At 41.2% G+C, this 21,575-nt stretch carries 21 protein-coding genes; 2 read left to right on the top strand and 19 right to left on the bottom strand.

What is annotated here, in order from left to right:
* Positions 1-71 precede the first annotated feature (71 nt).
* Entirely contained in the window at positions 72-1,358 is a 1,287-nt protein-coding gene (locus IEV52_RS00170) for an adenylosuccinate synthase (RefSeq protein ID WP_188400529.1), read from the bottom strand.
* Positions 1,359-1,577: 219 nt separating this feature from the next.
* Here IEV52_RS00170 and IEV52_RS00165 point away from each other — a divergent pair, with 219 nt between their 5' ends.
* Positions 1,578-1,982: a UPF0158 family protein gene (locus tag IEV52_RS00165; RefSeq protein ID WP_188400528.1), complete on the top strand. Its 405-nt coding sequence runs from the start codon at positions 1,578-1,580 to the stop codon at positions 1,980-1,982.
* Between the two features lie 14 nt (positions 1,983-1,996).
* Here the strand turns inward: IEV52_RS00165 and dnaB are convergent, their stop codons facing one another.
* The 11 genes from dnaB to IEV52_RS00110 all read right to left on the bottom strand — a co-directional run bounded on the left by dnaB (position 1,997) and on the right by IEV52_RS00110 (position 12,888).
* On the bottom strand, positions 1,997-3,361 hold the full coding sequence (gene dnaB / locus IEV52_RS00160; RefSeq protein ID WP_188400527.1) for a replicative DNA helicase: 1,365 nt from the start codon (positions 3,359-3,361) through the stop codon (positions 1,997-1,999).
* 60 nt (positions 3,362-3,421) lie between these two features.
* Positions 3,422-3,865, bottom strand: coding sequence for a 50S ribosomal protein L9 (gene rplI, locus IEV52_RS00155; protein ID WP_188400526.1), 444 nt, complete (start codon positions 3,863-3,865; stop codon positions 3,422-3,424).
* Positions 3,862-5,835, bottom strand: coding sequence for a DHH family phosphoesterase (locus IEV52_RS00150; RefSeq protein ID WP_188400525.1), 1,974 nt, complete (start codon positions 5,833-5,835; stop codon positions 3,862-3,864). Before IEV52_RS00150 ends, rplI begins: the two co-directional genes overlap by 4 nt.
* Positions 5,836-5,846: 11 nt before the next feature.
* Positions 5,847-6,791, bottom strand: coding sequence for a YybS family protein (locus IEV52_RS00145; RefSeq protein WP_188400524.1), 945 nt, complete (start codon positions 6,789-6,791; stop codon positions 5,847-5,849).
* Between the two features lie 413 nt (positions 6,792-7,204).
* A complete protein-coding gene (gene rpsR / locus IEV52_RS00140) occupies positions 7,205-7,438 on the bottom strand; it encodes a 30S ribosomal protein S18 (RefSeq protein ID WP_066399523.1) in 234 nt (77 codons plus the stop codon).
* Between the two features lie 57 nt (positions 7,439-7,495).
* On the bottom strand, positions 7,496-8,032 hold the full coding sequence (gene ssb, locus IEV52_RS00135; RefSeq protein ID WP_188400523.1) for a single-stranded DNA-binding protein: 537 nt from the start codon (positions 8,030-8,032) through the stop codon (positions 7,496-7,498).
* 21 nt (positions 8,033-8,053) lie between these two features.
* Entirely contained in the window at positions 8,054-8,344 is a 291-nt protein-coding gene (gene rpsF / locus IEV52_RS00130; protein ID WP_188400522.1) for a 30S ribosomal protein S6, read from the bottom strand.
* A gap of 193 nt (positions 8,345-8,537) precedes the next feature.
* Positions 8,538-9,635, bottom strand: coding sequence for a redox-regulated ATPase YchF (ychF, locus tag IEV52_RS00125; RefSeq protein WP_188400521.1), 1,098 nt, complete (start codon positions 9,633-9,635; stop codon positions 8,538-8,540).
* A 112-nt stretch (positions 9,636-9,747) separates the two neighbouring features.
* Entirely contained in the window at positions 9,748-11,778 is a 2,031-nt protein-coding gene (locus IEV52_RS00120; RefSeq protein WP_188400520.1) for a molybdopterin-dependent oxidoreductase, read from the bottom strand.
* A 17-nt stretch (positions 11,779-11,795) separates the two neighbouring features.
* Positions 11,796-11,993 carry a DUF951 domain-containing protein gene (locus IEV52_RS00115; protein WP_188400519.1) on the bottom strand — a complete coding sequence of 66 codons (198 nt, stop codon included), beginning with the start codon at positions 11,991-11,993 and terminating at the stop codon, positions 11,796-11,798.
* Positions 11,994-12,006: 13 nt separating this feature from the next.
* Positions 12,007-12,888, bottom strand: coding sequence for a mechanosensitive ion channel family protein (locus IEV52_RS00110; protein ID WP_188400518.1), 882 nt, complete (start codon positions 12,886-12,888; stop codon positions 12,007-12,009).
* Between the two features lie 223 nt (positions 12,889-13,111).
* On the opposite strand from IEV52_RS00110, the gene yyaC reads away from it, so the two are divergent.
* Positions 13,112-13,744, top strand: coding sequence for a spore protease YyaC (gene yyaC, locus IEV52_RS00105; protein WP_188400517.1), 633 nt, complete (start codon positions 13,112-13,114; stop codon positions 13,742-13,744).
* A 32-nt stretch (positions 13,745-13,776) separates the two neighbouring features.
* On the opposite strand, the gene IEV52_RS00100 is transcribed toward yyaC, so the two are convergent.
* From IEV52_RS00100 to mnmE, 7 genes are all read right to left on the bottom strand, one after another.
* The gene (locus tag IEV52_RS00100; protein WP_188400516.1) at positions 13,777-14,511 is read right to left on the bottom strand and encodes a DUF554 domain-containing protein; all 735 of its coding nucleotides are present in this window, start codon (positions 14,509-14,511) and stop codon (positions 13,777-13,779) included.
* Positions 14,512-14,659: 148 nt separating this feature from the next.
* Positions 14,660-15,502, bottom strand: coding sequence for a ParB/RepB/Spo0J family partition protein (locus IEV52_RS00095; protein WP_188400515.1), 843 nt, complete (start codon positions 15,500-15,502; stop codon positions 14,660-14,662).
* The gene (locus IEV52_RS00090) at positions 15,483-16,256 is read right to left on the bottom strand and encodes a ParA family protein (RefSeq protein WP_188402185.1); all 774 of its coding nucleotides are present in this window, start codon (positions 16,254-16,256) and stop codon (positions 15,483-15,485) included. Before IEV52_RS00090 ends, IEV52_RS00095 begins: the two co-directional genes overlap by 20 nt.
* A gap of 174 nt (positions 16,257-16,430) precedes the next feature.
* Positions 16,431-17,294, bottom strand: coding sequence for a nucleoid occlusion protein (gene noc / locus IEV52_RS00085; protein WP_188400514.1), 864 nt, complete (start codon positions 17,292-17,294; stop codon positions 16,431-16,433).
* A 126-nt stretch (positions 17,295-17,420) separates the two neighbouring features.
* Positions 17,421-18,137 (bottom strand): 16S rRNA (guanine(527)-N(7))-methyltransferase RsmG, encoded by a 717-nt coding sequence (rsmG, locus tag IEV52_RS00080; RefSeq protein ID WP_188400513.1) that lies wholly within the window; start codon positions 18,135-18,137, stop codon positions 17,421-17,423.
* 16 nt (positions 18,138-18,153) lie between these two features.
* Positions 18,154-20,040 carry a tRNA uridine-5-carboxymethylaminomethyl(34) synthesis enzyme MnmG gene (mnmG, locus tag IEV52_RS00075; protein WP_188400512.1) on the bottom strand — a complete coding sequence of 629 codons (1,887 nt, stop codon included), beginning with the start codon at positions 20,038-20,040 and terminating at the stop codon, positions 18,154-18,156.
* 21 nt (positions 20,041-20,061) lie between these two features.
* Positions 20,062-21,438 carry a tRNA uridine-5-carboxymethylaminomethyl(34) synthesis GTPase MnmE gene (gene mnmE, locus IEV52_RS00070; RefSeq protein WP_188400511.1) on the bottom strand — a complete coding sequence of 459 codons (1,377 nt, stop codon included), beginning with the start codon at positions 21,436-21,438 and terminating at the stop codon, positions 20,062-20,064.
* Positions 21,439-21,575 lie beyond the last annotated feature (137 nt).

Raw genomic sequence — 21,575 nt, 5'->3', positions numbered from 1 at the left:
CTCAAGCTGCATATATAAAAGCCCCAAACAAATAAAAGAAGCCCCTTGTCTCCAAGGGGCCTCCTATTTAATTATGCAAATACGCCTCTTACCATGTTTGTTTGTGCACGGTCAGGTCCAACAGAGAAGATTGAAAGCGGAATACCTGTTACTTGGGAGATGCGCTCCACATAGTGACGAGCATTTTCAGGAAGTTCTCCTAAATCTTTAACGCCTGTAATATCTTCTGTCCAGCCTGGCATTTCTTCAAATACTGGCTCACATTCAGCAAGCATTTTCAGGCTAGCTGGAAACTCATGTGTGATTTCACCTTTGTATTTGTATGCTACACAGATTTTTAACGTTTCAATACCTGTTAAAACGTCGATTGAGTTCAATGAAAGGTCAGTAATACCCGAAACTCGGCGTGCATGACGAACCACAACAGCGTCAAACCAGCCTACACGGCGCGGACGTCCAGTAGTTGTACCATACTCACGGCCAACTTCACGGATTTGATTACCGATCTCATCATGAAGTTCAGTTGGGAATGGACCATCGCCAACACGTGTTGTGTATGCCTTTGAAACCCCTACAACATGGTTGATCTTAGTTGGCCCAACACCAGAACCAATCGTTACTCCACCTGCGATTGGATTTGAGGATGTTACGAAAGGATATGTTCCTTGGTCGATATCCAGCATAACCCCTTGTGCTCCTTCAAAAAGGACACGACGGCCATCATCTAGTGCATCGTTCAAAACTACTGATGTGTCTACTACGTATTTTTCGATCTTCTGACCATATTCATAGTACTCATCTAAAATTTCTTCTTTAGTGAAGCCTTCTGATTCGTAGATGCGCTCGAATAAACGATTCTTTTCCGCTAAGTTGCGCTCAAGCTTTTCTTCAAATACTTCGCGATCTAAAAGGTCTGCAATACGAATTCCAACACGAGCTGCTTTGTCCATATAGGCCGGGCCGATACCCTTTTTCGTCGTACCGATCTTGTTAGCGCCCTTGCTTTCTTCTTCTAAAATATCTTGGCGAAGATGATAAGGAAGAATTACGTGTGCACGGTTAGAGATACGGAGGTTGTCTGTACTTACTCCGTGGCCGTGAAGGTAGTCAAGCTCTTCGAGAAGGGCCTTTGGATCAACAACCATTCCGTTTCCGATTACACAGACCTTATCTTTATAAAAGATTCCAGACGGAATAAGGTGAAGCTTATACTTTTTCCCTTCAAAAACAATTGTATGACCAGCGTTGTTACCGCCTTGATATCTAGCTACTACTTCTGCTTTTTCTGAGAGATAGTCAGTAATCTTACCTTTACCTTCGTCTCCCCATTGTGTTCCTACTACTACTACTGATGACATGGTTGCACCTCCATGAAATTAACGATTGACGAATTTATCATCTAATCTTAAAAACCATGCTTAGTTTAGCAATATATTTAAGGAAAGTCAACCAAAAACACGAACATTAATTCATATATACTTACTTTCGTTCGTAATATATTTGCGTTTCCATAGTCAAAAGATCAAAAACTCTATCGTATCCTGTAGTATACACCTTGTCTAGGAGGTAAAATTCATTTGTTTATTGAAAAATTAATGGTTGCTTACATGGATGATAAAGCAAACCACATATATTATTTAGACACTGCCGAACAAGTTATTCTTCTCGATGCGATCGAACCAGACGGTCTTCCTAATCTTGAATTCTTAGATGCAGATGAGCCAGAGCGATTCGTTGAGATTCCAAAGGTATTGAATGTAGAAGCTTTTAGTTGGATGGTTGAGTTCGAAAGTCAGAACCAAAATAACGAGTTGCTTCATGCCCTAAATGAAGATGTACCTTTTGAACGATTTAATGAAAAAGTGGCTGAGCTTAACTTGCTGGAAGAGTGGCAAGCTTTTCAAAAAGAGAAAGTAAAAAATCGCATAGAGAATTGGTTAATTGAAAAAAAACTCCTTGAATTACAAAAGCAGCCGGATTAATCCAGCTGCTTTTTTTATGCGCCTGGCGGAATGGCACTTTCATCGTGCCGCCGGTCCAGGTTAACGAATTTGTTGTATTCTTTTACGAAAGCCAGCTCTACCGTTCCTGTTGGGCCGTTACGCTGCTTAGCAATAATGATCTCGATAATATTTTTAGCTTCTGTTTCTTTATCGTAATAGTCATCACGGTATAAGAAGGCTACGATATCAGCATCCTGCTCGATCGATCCGGATTCACGAATATCAGACATCATCGGACGCTTGTCCTGTCGGGATTCTACTCCACGAGATAACTGAGACAGTGCGATTACTGGCACTTCCAGCTCACGAGCAAGTGCTTTTAAGGAACGAGAAATCTCAGAAACCTCTTGCTGACGGTTTTCCCCAGACTTACCGCTGCCTAAAATAAGCTGCAAGTAATCAATAAGAATCATACCTAATCCTTTTTCCTGCTTAAGACGTCGGCATTTTGCCCGAATATCATTAATACGGATACCTGGTGTATCATCAATGTAAATACCAGCCGCAGACAAGCTTCCCATTGCCATCGTAAGCTTTTGCCAGTCTTCAGGCAGCAAAGACCCTGTACGCAGCCTCTGAGCATCCAGGTTCCCCTCTGCACAGAGCATACGCATAACAAGCTGCTCCGCTCCCATCTCGAGACTAAAGATCGCTACATTCTCATCTGTCTTAGTTGCGACGTTTTGTGCAATATTCAGCGCAAATGCTGTTTTACCTACGGATGGACGGGCTGCAACGATAATGAGATCGTTGCGCTGGAACCCTGCGGTCATGCGATCTAAGTCATTGAACCCTGTCGGGATTCCCGTAATGTCGCCTTTACGGTTATGAAGAGCTTCAATGTTGTCGTACGCATGAACCAACACGTCTTTTATCGCCGTAAAAGCACTCGTGTTCTTACGATTGGCAACTTCCAGTATGGATTTTTCTGCTTCATTCAGGATGGCTTCTACTTCTTCTTCCCGCGCATAACTGTTAGCCGTGATATCGGTAGCTGTTCGTATCAATCGGCGCAGAAGTGATTTTTCCTCAACGATCTTGCTGTAATACTCGATGTTCGCAGCAGTCGGTGAACTATCAGCGAGCTCTGTTAAGAAAGACAAACCTCCTACTTCATCAAGCTGGTTCTTGTCCTGCAGTTCAGAAGTAACCGTTATGAGATCGACAGGCTCACCTTTAGCGTTAAGATCCAGCATCACTCGGTAGATTCTTTGATGAGTGGCTCGGTAAAAATCCTCTGGCAAAAGAATCTCTGATGCTGTGATTAAAGCCTCGGGCTCTAAGAAGATAGCACCTAGAACAGCCTGTTCGGCTTCAATATTTTGCGGTGGTATGCGATCAGCAAATAAATCACTCATGTTCATTTCCTCCTCTCTGCCCTTTTATAAACGTGGAAAAAACCGGGGACTCCCGGCTTTTTATTCTTCCGTTACGTGTACTTTTACTGTTGCCGTTACTTGTGAATGAACTTTGATCGGCACATTTGTATATCCTAGCGATTTAATCGGGTCAGCCAGTTCAATTTTACGTTTGTCGATCTTGATGCCTTGTTCTTTGAGACCGTCAGCGATTTGTTTGCTTGTAACAGAACCAAATACTCTGCCACCCTCGCCTGTTTTTGTTTTAATCGTAATCGTCATCTCAGCCAGTTTAGCTTTAAGTGCTTCAGCTTCTTCAAGTTGAGCCTGCTGCTTTTTCTCTTCGCTCTTCTGCTGGCCTTGCAATGTTGCCATCGCTCCTGCAGTTGCTTCAGAAGCTAAGTTTTTAGGGAATAAAAAGTTGCGCGCATATCCTTCAGAAACGTTTTTGACTTCCCCTTTTTTACCTTTACCTTTTACATCTTGAAGAAAAATCACTTTCATTCCTCTTCTCCCCCTTCAATATACTCATCGATAACCATCTTTAAGTGTTTCTCTGCATCATCAATCGTGCTGTTTTCAATCTGGCAGGCAGCATTAGTCAGGTGACCTCCGCCTTCCAATCTTTCCATGATCATCTGCACGTTGATGTCCCCAAGCGAACGAGCACTGATGCTTACTTTTCCGTCTATTCGGTTTGAAATAACAAAAGAAGCTTGAATGCCGTTCATCGTTAATAAGATATCTGCAGCCTGAGCAATCACCACTTGATTGTAAGCATCCTCAGGAGTACTCTTGGCAATTACGATGCCTTTTTTATAGATTTCTGCGCTCTCAATCAACTTGGAACGCTTCGTATACGTATTTAAGTCTTCTTTCAAAAACTTTTGAACAAGGATCGTGTCAGCTCCATGCGCTCTTAGATAGGAGGCTGCATCAAACGTACGAGAACCCGTTCTAAGCGTAAAGCTTTTCGTATCTACGATAATCCCTGCCAGCAGTGCTGTTGCTTCAAGCATACGCATCTTCAGTCGTTTCGGCTGGTATTCTAAAAGTTCGGTTACGAGCTCAGCTGTTGACGACGCATAAGGCTCCATGTAGACGAGAACAGGGTCTTTGATAAACTCTTCTCCTCGTCGGTGATGGTCAATAACAACAACATGATCAAGTTTTGTTAAAAGCTTTTCCTCAATGACCATAGAAGGCTTATGAGTATCAACAATGACTAAAAGAGTATCTCGAGAAGCGATCTCGAGGGCTTCTTCAGGCGAAATAAAAAACTTCCATACTGATTCTGTTTCGCGTAGTTCATCCATTAAACGCTGCACGCCGACATCAATGTCAGATTGATCGAGCACAATATAACCGTCTTTTCCATTGACTTGCGCGACTTTCAATATCCCGATAGCAGAACCGATCGAGTCCATATCAGGATTCTTATGACCCATAATAATCACTTTATCGCTGTCAGCCACAAGTTCACTAAGCGCATGTGATATGACTCTGGCACGTACACGAGTACGCTTTTCGACTGGGTTTGTTTTGCCTCCGTAGAAACGTACTTTTCCGTTCGTCTGTTTGATAGCTACCTGGTCGCCACCTCGGCCAAGAGCCAAGTCCAGACTCGATTGTGAAAGCTGACCGAGTTCTGGCAAGGAAGACGTTCCTGCCGCTACCCCGATACTTAGTGTGAGCGAAACGTTCTGTTTAGCTGTAGATTCTCTTACTTCATCCAATACGCTAAATTTATTTTTTTCTAATTCATTTAAAATACGTTGGTTGAATACTGCTAAAAATCGCTCAGACGAAGTTCGTTTTAAGAAGATACCATGCTCGTTCGCCCATTCATTCAGTACAGATGTTACTTTTGAATTGATGGTTGAACGGAATTGGTCGTCTAACCCTTGTGTTACCTCATCATAGTTATCGAGATAGATAATGGCCATCACGGTTTGTTCTTCATCATATAAACGTTCAAGGTCAAGCTGTTCGGTTACATCAAAAAAGTAAAGCAGTCTGTCTTCTTTTTTAAAGTTTACTTGAAATCTATGTGTGTTAATCTTAATAACTTCTTCCTTAGCATCACTTTTTATATAAGGAATCAGTTCTTCTGAAACATGGTTTAGAGAATGCCCGATAAAGGATTCTTCTTCAATAAGTGACCCCATATATGGGTTTGCCCACTCGATCTTAAAATCCTCATCATACAAAATAATCCCGATCGGCATTTCCATCAGTGCTTCTTCCCCCACCTTTTTCAAACGATGGGAAAGCGTAGAAATATAGTCACCTAGTTCCTCCTGAAAACTCGCTTCGGCTTTCATGGCATAATAAAACAATCCGCCAAGCAAAACAAAGCCTGCCATTCCGATCATCCAATGAAAATAAGTGATGATGCTAACCAGCACAACAGAAGTAACAAATAAGGCGATGACGGGATAACCATGCCACCGTTTTAGCAAAAACTTTGGCATACTTTCAGCTCCTACTGTTTTGGTTTCAACCGTTTTTTAATCATAAAACCTAAGTCAATTATACCTAAGAATTTAACCACTTCCAGAGGAATTGGCAGGAAAGAGTTCAACAAAAACAGGAGTATAATCAACAATATGATTCTTTTTCTCTTCCAATTCTTTATCCAGGCATAATAAAAAATAACTGTAAAACCTTGAATAATAAGTACAAACGATAATATCATATATAAATTTATCGTTACAATATATAAAGCAGTGCCCTTTTCAGGGGTGCTGAACGTTAAAACAATCGCTATAATATAATACCACAAAAATGATTTTGGCAGGTTCCACTCTCGGAATGGAGGGAATGATGGTACATCGTAACGGAGCCTTTTCATAAGCATCCTAGCTGCCAAATATGTTAAGAAGGCAAGAATAACAGCCCCTCCAATGATGTATGTCGGAAGCATCATCGGAATTAGCTCCGCTTGCTCTTTAAATCGTTCAATTTGAGCAGGATCTTGTCCGCTTGTTTTGTAGAACTCTTCTGCAGTGCCTATCGCACTCTGAAACTGCTGTTCTAACTCATTCACAAAATTAATACCCATGAATACTTGGGCGATGACGAGTGTAACAAGCATATTTAAAATATTCGAGAGACTGGCACCTAAAAGAACCGCAAAAGCAGATTTTTTCCTTCTGTAAATTTCCCCCATCACTATTCCAGTTAAACCGGAGAAAAGGGTTACGATTAAACCGTTAATACCCGCAAAGGCAAGGGACACACCAAACGTAACAGCCCAAAGCAGCAATCCCGCTTTAAGATCATGTCGATATAAATAGATAATAAACGGGAGGGGCAAGATAAATAATGAAAAAAGGCTAAAAAACGGTATGTACATACTGGATAAAAAAAGAAGCGTATAGATGCCCGAAACGACAGCACCTTCTACCAATACTTTAGTATTGCGCATGATTCACCTCATCAAATTCTTCATATGTTCTAATTGTAGTTACATAGCCGCTGTAATTCAACTTAAACGATAATTCTAGCATAGACGTACTTTTAGAGAAGTAAACAAATTGTGGAAATTGGATGAATTTAAGAAGGAAAAGAGAAGAGGCTTTTATAAAAGTGCAGTGAACAGCGATTTTTGAACGAACTATTATTACGATATTTCAACGAATTCCGCTTATAAATCCACAAGTTTTTTGGTTGATTCCAGGAATTTTGGAGTTAATTCCACGAGTTTTGTTCAAATATCCACGAATCTACATTTTTCGTCATATTCCGACACGCGCTCATTGCCACTCCAACTCAAGCAGCTCCAGTTCAACCATAGAAAAAAACGCAGCCAGGAAACCCTAGCTGCGTTTTTATATGATCTTATTCAGATACATATGGTAACAAAGCCATGTGACGCGAGCGTTTGATCGCACGAGTCAATTGACGTTGATATTTAGCAGATGTACCAGTTACACGACGAGGAAGAATCTTACCGCGTTCAGAAACGAAACGCTTCAAAAGATCAGTATCCTTGTAGTCGATGTAAGTGATCTTGTTTACAGTGAAGAAACAAACCTTACGACGCTTTTGGCGTCCACCACGACGTCCAGCCATTGATGGTCCCCTCCTTTAGATTTATTTTATATATTCCGATTCATAGTTTACGTTAGTTTAAAATGGCAGATCGTCATCAGAAATGTCGATCGGTGTGCCATCATTTGCAAACGGGTCATCGTTGAAGTTATTACGTTTCTGGTTCTGATTTTGCTGACCATATCCGTTGTCACTTCCATAGCTGCGGTTCTGATTTTGCTGCTCAAATCCGCGGTCATTTGATGGTCCACCAAAGTTGCTGCCGCCTTGATATTGCTGGCCGCCCGCATTAGCGCTTTTAGGTTCAAGGAATTGAACACTTTCTGCCATTACTTCAGTAACATACACTCTTTGACCCTGATTGTTCTCGTAAGAACGTGTTTGCAAACGTCCATCCACTCCTGCAAGTGATCCTTTTTTCAAGAAATTCGCCACATTCTCAGCGGGCTTGCGCCACACGACACAGTTAATAAAATCTGCTTCACGTTCACCCTGCTGATTCGAAAAAGGCCGATTGACAGCAAGTGTGAAATTAGCTACAGCCACACCGTTTGGAGTGTACTTTAATTCTGGGTCTTTCGTTAAACGTCCCACCAGTACTACACGATTTAGCATTCAGAACCACTCCTTAAAGGATTAATTTCTTTCGTCTACGATTGTCATGAAACGAAGAACATCTTCGTTGATCTTCATAAGACGGTCGAACTCATTAATCGCTTCAGTTGGAGCATTAACTTCCAATAGCGTGTAGTATCCATCGCGGAAGTCATTGATCTCATAAGCTAAACGCTTTTTACCCATTTCCTTTTCGTTCGCGATTTCCGCACCGTTGTCAGTTAGGATGCTTTTCGCACGCTCTTTCGTTGACTTAAGAGCTTCCTCTTCGATATTCGGACGGACGATGTACATGATTTCGTACTTTTTCATTCCGTTCACCTCCTTTTGGTCTAAGCGGCCCAACACATTTGTCTCGGGCAAGGAGAAAATCATCATATTTGTTGACAATTAACTCACAATAAAGAATTATATCAAAAAATATTGTATAAAACAAGCTAACATTACAAATAAGCCTAAAAAAGAGGAAAAGCGTCAGCTCTTCCTCCTCTTTTTTAAATTTTGATTAAACGTTAAAACGGAAATGAACCACATCTCCATCTTTCATTTCGTACTCTTTACCTTCTAGACGGACTTTCCCTTTTTCTTTCGCAGCTGCCATGTTCCCAGCTGCCATCAGATCATCATAAGCTACAACTTCTGCACGGATAAAGCCTCTTTCAAAATCGGTGTGGATGATTCCAGCACATTGAGGAGCTTTCATCCCTTTACGGAACGTCCAGGCACGAACTTCTTGAACACCTGCTGTGAAGTAAGTGGCTAATCCTAAAAGCGAATAAGAAGCACGGATCAGCTTATCAAGACCCGCTTCTTCAATTCCTAGTTCACCTAAGAAAGCAAGTTTTTCATCGCCATCTAGTTCAGCGATCTCTTCTTCAACTTTTGCACAGATCACGATCACTTCTGCATTTTCGCGAGCAGCGTATTCTCTAACAGCTTCCACATGCTCGTTTGTTCCTTCTAATAGCTCCTCTTCACTCACGTTTGCTACATAAAGGATAGGCTTCATTGTTAGAAGGTGCATCGCATGAACGATCTTTTTCTCTTCAGGTGTTAGTTCCACACTGCGAGCAGGAAGTTCTTGCATGAGCGCTTCTTTTATTTTTGAAAGTACAGCAAACTCAGCTACAGCTTCTTTATCTTTAGACTTTGCTAATTTTTCAACACGTGCAACACGCTTGTCGATGGATTCTAGGTCCGCAAAGATTAATTCAAGGTTAATAACCTCAATATCGTCAATCGGATTTACTTTCCCGTGAACGTGTGTAATGTTCTCATCATCGAAGCAGCGTACAACTTGTAAGATCGCATCTGTTTGACGGATGTGTGACAAGAACTTATTCCCTAGTCCTTCACCCTTGCTAGCACCTTTTACGATCCCAGCAATATCTGTAAACTCAAAAGTAGTAGGTACTACTTTTTTAGGCTGTACTAATTCTGTTAATTTTTGAAGACGATCGTCGGGTACTTCTACGATTCCCACGTTTGGATCAATCGTACAGAAAGGATAGTTAGCTGATTCAGCACCTGCTTGTGTAATAGCGTTAAACAATGTAGATTTACCAACGTTCGGCAAACCAACGATTCCAGTTGTAAGAGCCACTGTTATTTCACTCCTCTGTTTTATATAAAGCTCGGTGACCCGAGTCCATTCGATAAAAAAATATCCTTCCCAATTATAGGTTTTATCACTTTAAAAAACAAGAAGAACCGGGTTAAGTCACCCGGCTCAGACTTCCATTCAATTTTTGTATGTCTACCTTGCAATCGTAAAACGTACTTCCTTGTCCTATATCTGATTCACTGCTAGGAGTTAATACATTCACACTGCCGCCAAATTTATGCCATTGTCCTTCATCAACATTAATCACATTTGGATGGCCGTTTTTTATAATCTTTACTTCTCCTTTTAAACTGCCTCTTTGATTAAAAATCTCTACTTCATCGCCTGATAAGATCCCTTTGTTCTTTGCGATTACATCTGAGACTTGAACCACTACAGTTTGCATATTTGAAATAAGATGATGGCTTTGAGAATGGTTTGAGCGCAAGGGATGTATCGTAAGCAGCTGATAAGGATACTTTTTCACTAGTTCTGGTTCATTTTCTGCACTTTCTTCAGGAAACGCAAGCTTGATTCTCCCATCCGTAAATCCTTCTTGAAGGGCTGACAGTGAAGTGAACTCATATTTGCCGCTTGGCGTTTGAAACTTTCGGTCAGACCAAGGAACAGACTCAACAGGCAGTTCAAGAAATTTCTCTTGTTTTAATTTTTCAAGTGTGATCCCGTGTTTATTTAATGATGAGAGGCCCATCTCCATAAACTCTTCAGCGGTATAATGAAACTCTTCACCAAAACCGAGACGCTCTGCAAGCATCGACCATATCTCAAGGTCAGATTTCGCTTCACCTTTTGGCGGAACGAGTTTTTTTCCATAGTTTATATAGTGGTGATACATTGACGCATAATAGATATCTTCTTCTTCAAAAACAGTTGTACAAGGTAGCACGTAATCTGCAATTTCTGCGGAATCGGTCATATATTGATCGACAACGACTATCGTGGGCACAGATTCAAAGGCTTGTCTTACTCTATTCGAATCAGGAACTTGAGTTAGCGGATTGCTTCTTGTTATAAAAAGAACTTCAACGGGAAGCTCTTTATTCCGCAGAATCTCTTCAGCCTGAAACATGCGAGTAAAATGACGAACTTCTCTTCGTTTATGGGGCAGCGTTAATTCCTGTTTGTTGAAACTTTGACCAACCGCTAAGTTGCCATAGCTGCAGCCTCCACCCGGTATCCCGATATTGCCGCTTACCGCTGCTAAAGCATCGATCAAACGAATCGTATTACCGCCATTTTTATACCGCTGCATACCCAGTCCTAAAAAAGTTGAAGTTGGACCACTTCTGTATGTATGAGCCAGCTGAACGATTGTTTCACGTGAAACATCTGTTTTTACTTCAATTTCTTCAAGTTTTATACTAGCGGCAAGTTTCTCTAGGTCTTTAAATCCATGAGTGAAGTTCTCAATAAAATAAGTATCTTGCCATCCCTTTTCAAGGATAACCTTAACAATCCCTAGTGCAAGCCATCCGTCCATGCCAGGTCTGACAGCAACATAGCGATCTGCCAGTTTTGCAGTTGTATGAAACATGGGGTCAATAACAGTTATAGGGATACCTTTTTTCTTCATCTTTTGCAAACGGGTGAAAAGGTGCATATTCGTATGCGCTGCATTTCTTCCCCAGACAACAATCTGTTTGCTATTTTCGATATCATCAGGGGCATGACTGTAAGAGTTGCCGAAATCCCAAGTTTGAGCAGCGATCCCCGCTCCCCAGCACAGACTTCCAACAACCTCAGTTAAGCCTCCAAAGCAATTAAAGAACCGCTGGTCAAGACTTTTTAAGAGCCCGTTATTTGAATAATCATGAGAATGCATAACAGCAGTTGGCCCATATTTGGATTTTACTTCCCCCATCCTCATAGCAATCTCATCAAGGGCTTGTTCCCACTCTATCTGGACCCATTCACCGTTTATCTTTTTAAGCGGATGCAGAATACGTTGTGATGAATTCGTTCTTTCTGCTAAAAGCCTTCCTCTTCCACAGATCTTTCCCTTTGTAATCGGGTGATCGTGGTTTCCTTCAACTCTTTTTACCGTTTGATTCTCAATGGTCACGTGAAAGCTGCACGCGTCCCAGCAATTTAAGGGACATGCGGAAACCACTTTCTCCTCCATACGTTTACCTCCTGTATTTACTCCCCTGGTGATAACAAAACTTTCTTTATTTTCTTAGCAAATTCTGACCGAGGCAGCATCACACTATGCTGACACCCCATACATTTAATTCTGATATCGGCTCCCATACGGATGACTTTCCATCGGTTTGTACCGCATGGGTGCTGTTTTTTCATTTCCACTTCATCGTGAAGCTGAAATTCCTTTTGCTGCATCATCAGCTCTCCTTTATTTTTGTTCTTTTGGCATCTGCTCTTTGTGATAGGTGACCATTTTAGGATAAGGGATTTCTATACCTGCTTTTTCAAGCTCATATTTTAAGGTTTTACGAAGTTCACGCGCAATTTTAAAGTGTGTCATCGGCAGTACTTCAGAAGTTACCCGGATGACAACTTCAGACGCACCTAGCATCTGTACACCCAGTACTTCTGGTTCTTTTACCATTTCTGGATAGTTCGGTTTTGCATTTTTTACGACTTCTTCAATAATCTTTTGTGCTTTATCGATATCCTCTTCATAAGCAATGCTTAAGTCAACGACGGCGATGCTGTTATGAACAGAAAAGTTTGTAACTTCTGTGATAGACGAATTCGGCAGGATATGTAATTCTCCTGTCCAGCTTTTGATTTTTGTGGTTCGGAGTCCAATCTCTTCGACCGTTCCTTCAAAGCTTGTAATTCTTACTGTATCGCCTACGGAAAACTGGTTTTCAAAGATAATGAAAAAGCCCGTTATAATATCTTTCACAAGGCTTTGAGCACCGAATCCAATCGCTAGGCCCACTACACCAGCACCGGCAAGTATCGCTTTTATATCCATGAACTCACTTAATATGGTTAAAATCGCGACAAAGTAAATAACATAGGATGCTACGTTATCTAAGAGCCTGAATAAAGTATTCTCCCGTCTCTCACTTAATCTTAAGGGGGTCTTTAACCTAACTTTAAATATATTGGCAATCGTTGCTTTTACAACATATTTGAAGATCACGGCGAGTATGATGATTCCTACGATCTTTATTCCAGTGGTAGCAATTCCTGCCCACCATTCTTTATCTGAAAAAATAGTTACAGCCTGTTCTGCTGCTTCAGGCAACTTTGGTTTTTCCAATGGGTCTCCATCCTCTCTCTGATTATGAAATTATTTAATCAGCTTTTACCTAGAATATCAAATGTCATTGATTGAAAGTTGTTATGAAAAACTTATTCGGTTACGAGTGCCCGCTAAACGGGTATAGACTTTAAACAAAAGTCTGTGATTATTCTATTCTACCATGTATAGGAAAAGGATTTCTTCCGTATACTAGTAGTACCATTATAAAGGAGAGGATGTCATGTTCCTCAAACGGAAGCTGGGACTAGGGAAACCACTTCAATATAAGTTGCACCATGAAGACAAGGAAGCCATGTTACGGATAACAGAACAGATTCTGCCTATGCTTCCGGATTCAAACCATCAGCCAGTTGTCGTTGTTTGTATAGGAACAGATAGATCGACAGGCGATGCATTAGGCCCCCTCGTTGGTACAAAATTGCACAACAAAGATACATTTCCGTTTTTTGTGTACGGCACACTTGATGACCCAGTTCACGCCGTAAATTTAGAAGAAAAGCTGAAAATGATCCAAGCAGAGCATCCAGGTGCCTTTATTATTGGAATTGATGCCTGTTTGGGCCGATTGAATCATGTTGGCATGGTCTCTATTAATGATGGTCCGGTAAAACCAGGTGCAGGTGTCAATAAACAGCTTCCGCCAGTTGGTGATATGCACATCACAGGTATCGTAAACGTAAGCGGATTCATGGAATACTTCGTTCTGCAGAATACAAGGCTTAGCATTGTGATGAAGATGGCTGATTTAATCGCGGATTCCCTTCATATGGCGTGTTTAAGAAAGAAGATTCAGCAAAAAAACATGATTGCGGGAACAGAAGCGCGTTCACAAGATATATATAAAATTCAATAACAAAAAAGCCGCTCCAAATGGAGACGGCTTTTTTAAAACAGTCCTTGTGAAAAGGCTAAAATGTTATCCCATTTTTCAATAATAAAAACAAGAATGGTTGTTACCAATAAGCCAGGAAGAAGATTGGCAACTCGAATCTTCGTAACTCCAAGCAGGTTCAATCCGATTGCCACGATCATGATTCCGCCAGTACCCGTTATCTCTACAATAAGCGCATCCATCAGCTCTTGCGGAACAAATTGGTCGATCTGAGTTGACATCAGTGTTATCGCTCCTTGATATAAAACGACAGGAATAGCCGAGAACATGACACCAATGCCAAGTGTTGAGGTAAATAAAATAGCACAGAAACCATCGATCAATGCTTTTGTATATAGCACATCATGTTGTTGTCTTAACCCGCTGTCAAGGGCACCTACGATCGACATCGCTCCAACAACGAATACAAGTGTAGCTGTCACAAACCCTGTCGCAACAGAACCTTTATCTTGTTTCCCAACTTTTGTTTCGAGCCATTTTCCGACAGCATTCAACTTATCCTCTAGGTTCCACCACTCGCCTAAAGCTCCACCCACTGCCAAGCTGGCAATTACAATCAGGAACTGTTCACTTTTAAGTCCCATACCAATCCCCAAAATCATAACGGCTAAAGCCATAGCTTGTAAGATCGTGTTTTTAAAACGATCTGGTATCCTTGTCCAAAACAATCCTAAAAAGCTTCCTGCAACAATGGCGATCCCATTTACTATTGTTCCTAACAGTGACATGTATACGATCTCCTATCCAAGTAGGCCAGCGATGATCTCGTTATAAAACTTAAATCAAGGTGCTTACCTCGTCTTTAGTATTCATACATCTTAAGCCAAATCAATAAGAATGGTAAAAAAGAAAACCACCGTGTCGATGGTTTTCTCTCTATTTTTCTAACAGATCCAAAATGCGTTCTAAATCATCCTGAGAAAAGAATTCAATCTCTATCTTTCCTTTTCGTTTCGATTTCTTAATGGAGACAGATGTGCCGAAGCGGTCACGTAAGAAGGATTCTTTTTCTTTAAAGAAGATATTCGATTGCACGGTTTTCTTCTTTGTTCCACGTGGAACATTCTTATTGATGTCAGATATCAATTTTTCCAGCTGTCTTACGTTTAAACCCTCTTCCGTAATTCGCTGAACAACTTGCTGCAATTTGGTTTTTTTCTTAAGTCCGAGTAATGCTCGTCCGTGCCCCATTGATAATTGGCCGTTTGATAATAGTTCAAGTACAGGTTTTGGAAGCTGAAGCAGGCGTATGTGATTTGCGATGTGCGGACGGCTCTTACCAACCCTGGATGCTAGTTCTTCTTGTGTGATCTTAAGATGCTCCATTAACTTTTGATAAGCTTGGGCTTCTTCTACTGGGTTAAGATCTTCTCTTTGAAGGTTTTCGATAAGAGCTACTTCCATCATTTTTTGTTCTGAGTAATCTTTTACAATCACAGGAATCGTTTTTAATCCCGCTTCAGATGCAGCCCTAAACCTTCTTTCACCTAAGACAATCTCATAGCCTTTAATGCTTTTTCGTACAACAATCGGCTGCAGGATGCCATGTTCTTGAATGGATTCTCTTAGCTCATCAATGGCTTTTTGGTCAAAAACTTTACGGGGCTGATACGGATTTGGCCTAAGCTCTGTTATGCTGACATCTTTAATGTGCTCTTCTTCCCCAGCTTCTGTCGGAGGGAAAAAGGCATGCAGCCCTTTACCTAACCCTTTCACCAATGCCAATCACTTCCTTCGCAAAATCTAAATATACATCTGCACCTCGGGATTTTGGATCGTAAATAATGATCGGCTTCCCGTGGCTTGGTGCCTCTGAAAGTCGAACGTTTCTAGGTATGATCGTCTCATACACTTTATCTTGAAAATACTTCTTTACTTCCTCAATGACTTGAATGCCTAAGTTCGTACGTGCATCAAGCATTGTAAGCAGGACTCCATCTATCATCAGGTCAGTATTTAAGTGCTTTTGCACAAGACGGACTGTGTTTAAAAGCTGGCTTAATCCTTCGAGTGCGTAATATTCACATTGTACCGGGATAATAACAGAGTCAGAAGCTGTTAAAGAGTTAATCGTAAGAAGTCCTAGAGATGGCGGACAATCAATAATAATATAATCATAGATGTGGCTGACCTTTTCCAAGGCTCTTTTCAGTCGAACTTCGCGCGATATTGTCGGAACTAGCTCAATCTCCGCTCCAGCAAGCTGAATGGTTGAAGGGAGGATATGTAAACCTTCACAGATCGTTTCTACAATAACATCTTTTACTTCAACATCCTCAACAAGGACATTATAGATACACTGATCAATGTCTCCTTTGTCCACACCAACGCCGCTTGTCGCATTTCCTTGAGGATCTATATCTACGAGCAAAACTTTCTTACCGAAATATGCTAAGCATGCACCAAGGTTGACGGACGTAGTCGTTTTTCCGACTCCGCCTTTCTGGTTGGCTACTGCAATGATCTTGGCCACGATGTCACCTACCTCACTTAATAAAACCATCATTATCTATTATTCTATCATGAAGCATTTAAAATGACGTATGGATTTAAAGAAAAAAGAAGTTTTTCTGTGAATTATTTTCACCGTTTTACAAGCGGGTAAATAAAAAAACACCAGCCATAGTTTTCAGCTGGTGGTCTTCAATTATTTTTTCGGAATACGAATCGTGAATTGATAGAACTCTTCATGTTCCTCTTCTTCAGTATCGATAGACAGACCGCTTTGCACGACCATGTCAACAGATTGTCTCACTGTATTGATCGCAAGACGCATATCTTTGCTATAAGATTTACGTCGTGCTTGCGGTTTCTTTTCTTGAGTCTCAAATTCAATCATCCGCTTCACACGATCTTCCGTCTGTTTTACATTTAATTGTTTTTCAAGAATCTCCTGAAGGACAGCCTCCATCTTTTCTTGAGTCTTTAAAACAATCAATGCCCGGGCATGGCGTTCAGTGATTTTTTTCTGCAAAAGTGCATCTTGAATAGATTGCGGAAGCTTTAATAAACGCAGCTTGTTCGCAATCGTTGATTGACCTTTGCCGAGCTTTTGTGCAAGTCCCTCTTGAGTAAGTCCATGCAAATCTAGAAGTTTAGCATAAGCCATAGCTTCTTCAATAGCTGTGAGTTCTTCTCGTTGAAGGTTTTCAATAAGTGCTACAGATGCCGTCTGCGAATCGTCCATCTCTTTAGTAATAGCGGGGATCTTTTCCCAGCCAAGCTTTTGGACTGCCCGCCATCTGCGCTCCCCTGCGATCAGTTCGTATCGATTTTCTCCAATGCTGCGAACCACGATAGGCTGAATAATACCATGAGCTTCTATTGTTTGTGACAATTCTTCAATTCGTTCATCTATAAAAACCGTACGAGGCTGAAACCGGTTTGGTATGATCTGCTGAACCGGGATTTGAAGTACTTCTTCGTTGTCGTTTTTTTCAGCTGGTTCTGGATCTAAGGTTTGCTGGCTTTTTTCGCCGATGCCGAATAAACGTGAAAAAGGATGCTTCATGCGAATACACCACCTTTTGTAATGTGCCTGTTAACTATTTCTTCTCACTAGTCCAAAAATCCTGCAAGCCTGTAAAAATCTTTCTTTTATGTAACGACTGTGTTTCACGTGAAACACAGAAGGGTTTTATTGAATAGGAGATTTGTTTGGTGTTCCAGGTTTTCGCGGAAACTTTTTAGGTGTTTCTTTAACCTTTTCAATAAGAATAATATTTCGTTCACTCTCTTCTATTGGCAATAAAAATGAATGAACCTCTTGAACTGTTCCGCCTAAAAGTTTTACTGCTTTTTCACCATCTTTTACTTCTTCAGGAAGATTGGCGCCTTTCATTCCTAAAAAGTGCCCTCCTTTTTTAACCAATGGCAGACAAAGCTCAGATAAAACAGATAGTCTTGCGACCGCTCGGGCCATAACAAGGTCAAACTGCTGCCTAAATTCAGGACGATGAGCAAATGTCTCCGCCCGATCATGATACAAAGATACATTTTCTAAACCGAGTTCATCTACAATATGCTGTAAAAAACCAATACGCTTGTTCAGTGAATCGACAACAGTCAGCCGGATGTTTGGAAAACAGATCTTGAGTGGAATCGCCGGGAATCCTGCACCTGCTCCGACATCACAAACCGTAATATGTTGATTAAAATCATAATAGAAGCCTGCTGTAACTGAATCATAAAAATGTTTTAGATATACTTCTTCTTTTTCTGTTATTGCTGTTAAGTTCATCTTGTCGTTCCACTCAACGAGTAAGCGGTAATACGTATCAAATTGTGCAAGTTGTTTCTCAGATAACTGTACTCCTTTTTCTTTTAAAGAAGTTTGAAACATTTCGATATTCATTTTTTTGAGTTCCCCCTCAACGGGCGATCTTCGCCAGTTTGCCTTGTTCAAGATAAATCAACAGAATGGAGATGTCTGCTGGATTTACCCCTGATACACGTGATGCCTGCCCGACAGAAAGAGGTCGAACTTCGTGAAGCTTTTGTTTTGCTTCTGTGGCCAAACCATTGATCGCCATATAATCAAGATCAACCGGCAGTTTTTTATTTTCCATCTTGCGCATTCTCTCAACTTGCGCAAGCTGTTTATCGATGTACCCTGCATACTTTACCTGAATTTCAACCTGTTCCATTACCGTTTCACTCAATGGTGTTTCTGCAGGTGCCAGTTGTTTGATCACAGGATACGTTATTTCTGGACGTTTTAAAAGGTTTGCAGCAGACATCGGTTCTTTTAACGGTGTAGATTGTGCTTCTGCAAGGATTTGCTGCACGTCTTCCGTTGGCTTAATAGAAACATGTTCTAAACGTTCTATTTCCTGCGCAATTTGAACTTTCTTCTCCTCAAAGCGTTCGTAACGATCTTGTGCTATCAGTCCGATTTCGTGACCTTTTTTCGTTAGACGGAGATCAGCGTTATCGTGTCTTAATAGCAAACGATACTCAGCTCTAGAAGTTAGAAGACGGTAAGGTTCGTTTGTCCCTTTTGTGATCAGATCGTCAATCAAAACGCCAATATAAGCTTCGGAACGATCAAGTACTAGAGGTTCTTTTTCTTGTACTTTTAATGCTGCATTAATTCCAGCCATTATGCCTTGTCCCGCTGCTTCTTCATAACCGCTCGTGCCGTTAAGCTGACCGGCAGTAAACAAACCGTTCACAAGCTTTGTTTCAAGTGATGGCCAAAGCTGTGTAGGTACGATCGCATCATATTCGATCGCATAACCAGCACGCATCAGTTCTGCTTTTTCAAGCCCGGGAATCGTTGCTAAAATCTTCTTTTGAACATCTTCCGGAAGACTTGTAGAAAGTCCCTGTACATAGACTTCTTCTGTATTGCGTCCTTCAGGCTCTAAGAAAATTTGATGCCTTGGTTTATCGTTAAAGCGGACAATTTTATCTTCGATAGATGGACAGTATCTTGGCCCTGTCCCTTCGATCATTCCTGAATACATAGGAGAGCGGTGAAGATTACCGTTGATCAGCTGATGTGTTTCATCCCCTGTATAAGTAAGCCAGCAAGGGAGCTGATCTGTAATGTATTCTGTTGTTTCATAAGAGAATGCTCGCGGAACATCATCCCCTGGCTGTATTTCAGCTTTAGAATAATCGATCGTCTTGCTGTTGACACGAGGCGGAGTTCCCGTTTTAAAACGTACCATTTCAAATCCAAGTTCTTGCAGGTGGTATGATAAGTTAATTGAAGGAGCCATGTTGTTAGGACCGCTTTCATAAGCAAGCTCACCAATAATGATCTTCCCTCTTAAATAAGTACCAGTTGTAAGTACGACAGCTTTAGCAGCATATTCTGCTCCAGTTTTAGTTATAACACCCTTACATTCACCGTTCTCAATGATCAGACGCTCTACCATTCCTTGGCGCAATGTGAGGTTTTCAGTGTTTTCCATGGTCTTCTTCATTTCATGCTGATATAGATATTTGTCTGCTTGTGCACGGAGCGCGCGCACAGCAGGACCCTTTCCTGTATTCAGCATGCGCATTTGTATATGTGTTTTGTCGATGTTGCGTGCCATTTCACCACCAAGGGCATCAACTTCACGTACAACGATCCCTTTTGCAGGTCCGCCGACTGACGGATTACAAGGCATGTACGCTACTGTGTCTAAGTTTAATGTCAGACATAATGTTTTTGCGCCCATACGTGCAGAAGCAAGAGCTGCTTCTACTCCAGCATGGCCAGCACCGACAACAATGACGTCAAACGCATCTGCTTTATATCCCATTGTTTTTTACCTCCTTACTTTCTATTTCCCGAGACAGAATTGAGAGAATAATTGATCGATCAAACTTTCTGAAACCGTGTCACCCACAATCTCACCAAGGATCTCCCATGCTCTCGTTATATCGATCTGAACCATATCGATCGGCAAGTCGGCCTCAATACCGCCAATTGCTTCGTCAATATGATGAATCGCTTGCTGCAGAAGTGCAATATGCCTTGAGTTGGATACATAAGTTAAGTCCTGAGCTTCGATGCCACCTTTAAAGAAGAGGTTTGCTATAGCCTGTTCTAATTCATCTATTCCCTCTTCTTTAACTAAAGATGTTGAAATCAGAGGTGAATTTTCTGTGAGCTCTTTAACCCTGTCCATATCTATTTTCAGTTCCAGGTCTGTTTTATTGATGATCACGATCTTATCTAAACCAGCTGCCGCACGGAATAAGTTTTCATCTTCAAGCGAGAGCGGTTCGTTTCCATTCAATACAAGTAAAATCAGATCCGCTTCTTTAAGTACTTTTCGCGATTTTTCAACACCGATCTTTTCAACGATGTCTTCTGTTTCGCGTATCCCAGCTGTATCAACAAGCCGCAAAGGAACTCCCCTTACATTGACATACTCTTCAATTACGTCCCTTGTTGTACCGGCAATATCTGTTACGATGGCTTTATTTTCATGAACCAATGCATTCATGAGTGAAGACTTTCCTACGTTTGGTCTTCCGATGATAGCAGTCGACAACCCTTCACGAAGGATTTTCCCCTGCTGTGCTGTTTGTAATATAGATTCAACCTCTTTTTTAACGGTTAGAAGGTTGTTATTCAATAGGGAATGCGTCATCTCTTCTGCATCATATTCAGGGTAATCAATATTTACTTCAACATGAGCTATCGTCTCTAGCAATGTTTGTCTAAGCCGGCTAACCAAAGAAGAAAGGCGTCCTTCCATTTGATTAAGCGCAACATTCATCGCGCGATCGGTTTTCGCTCGAATCAGATCCATCACCGCTTCTGCTTGAGACAGATCAATTCGTCCGTTTAAAAAGGCACGTTTTGTAAATTCTCCTGGTTCCGCTAAGCGTGCTCCCTGCTGCAGGATCAATTGCAGAACTCGGTTTACGGATACTAAACCGCCGTGACAATTGATCTCTACTACATCTTCACGTGTAAACGTACGAGGCGCACGCATAACGCTAATCATTACTTCTTCTACGGCTTGTTCTGTTTTGGGATCAAACAATTTTCCGTAATGGATGGTGTGTGTATCTACTTCTGAAAGATTCTTTGAGCCTTTATATACACGATCTGCTATGGATACCGCTTCAGGTCCGCTTAATCGGACGATCGCGATCGCCCCTTCACCCATCGGTGTGGAGATAGCAGTAATTGTATCGTATTCCATTGTTGTTCACCTCGGCTTTCCTCATTCTTACGCTCTATATAAATTACCTATAGTATGGCCTTAATTAGTTGCTGTGATAATGGTTTAGCAAAAAAGGACATAAATATCCACAATAAAAAATAGTGTATCGCATAATA

It is taken from the genome of Fictibacillus barbaricus, from assembly GCF_014635025.1.
Lineage (GTDB): Bacteria > Bacillota > Bacilli > Bacillales > Fictibacillaceae > Fictibacillus > Fictibacillus barbaricus.
This window is presented reverse-complemented; position numbering and strand designations above follow the sequence as displayed.

Bases quoted from the DNA above. Each gene is read 5' to 3' on its own strand.
- IEV52_RS00170 (WP_188400529.1), bottom strand. From the start codon at position 1,358: ATGTCATCAGTAGTAGTAGTAGGAACACAATGGGGAGACGAAGGTAAA.
- dnaB (WP_188400527.1), bottom strand. From the start codon at position 3,361: ATGAGTGATTTATTTGCTGATCGCATACCACCGCAAAATATTGAAGCC.
- rplI (WP_188400526.1), bottom strand. From the start codon at position 3,865: ATGAAAGTGATTTTTCTTCAAGATGTAAAAGGTAAAGGTAAAAAAGGG.
- IEV52_RS00150 (WP_188400525.1), bottom strand. From the start codon at position 5,835: ATGCCAAAGTTTTTGCTAAAACGGTGGCATGGTTATCCCGTCATCGCC.
- IEV52_RS00145 (WP_188400524.1), bottom strand. From the start codon at position 6,791: ATGCGCAATACTAAAGTATTGGTAGAAGGTGCTGTCGTTTCGGGCATC.
- rpsR (WP_066399523.1), bottom strand. From the start codon at position 7,438: ATGGCTGGACGTCGTGGTGGACGCCAAAAGCGTCGTAAGGTTTGTTTC.
- ssb (WP_188400523.1), bottom strand. From the start codon at position 8,032: ATGCTAAATCGTGTAGTACTGGTGGGACGTTTAACGAAAGACCCAGAA.
- rpsF (WP_188400522.1), bottom strand. From the start codon at position 8,344: ATGAAAAAGTACGAAATCATGTACATCGTCCGTCCGAATATCGAAGAG.
- IEV52_RS00120 (WP_188400520.1), bottom strand. From the start codon at position 11,778: ATGGAGGAGAAAGTGGTTTCCGCATGTCCCTTAAATTGCTGGGACGCG.
- IEV52_RS00115 (WP_188400519.1), bottom strand. From the start codon at position 11,993: ATGCAGCAAAAGGAATTTCAGCTTCACGATGAAGTGGAAATGAAAAAA.
- yyaC (WP_188400517.1), top strand. From the start codon at position 13,112: ATGTTCCTCAAACGGAAGCTGGGACTAGGGAAACCACTTCAATATAAG.
- IEV52_RS00100 (WP_188400516.1), bottom strand. From the start codon at position 14,511: ATGTCACTGTTAGGAACAATAGTAAATGGGATCGCCATTGTTGCAGGA.
- noc (WP_188400514.1), bottom strand. From the start codon at position 17,294: ATGAAGCATCCTTTTTCACGTTTATTCGGCATCGGCGAAAAAAGCCAG.
- rsmG (WP_188400513.1), bottom strand. From the start codon at position 18,137: ATGAATATCGAAATGTTTCAAACTTCTTTAAAAGAAAAAGGAGTACAG.
- mnmG (WP_188400512.1), bottom strand. From the start codon at position 20,040: ATGGGATATAAAGCAGATGCGTTTGACGTCATTGTTGTCGGTGCTGGC.
- mnmE (WP_188400511.1), bottom strand. From the start codon at position 21,438: ATGGAATACGATACAATTACTGCTATCTCCACACCGATGGGTGAAGGG.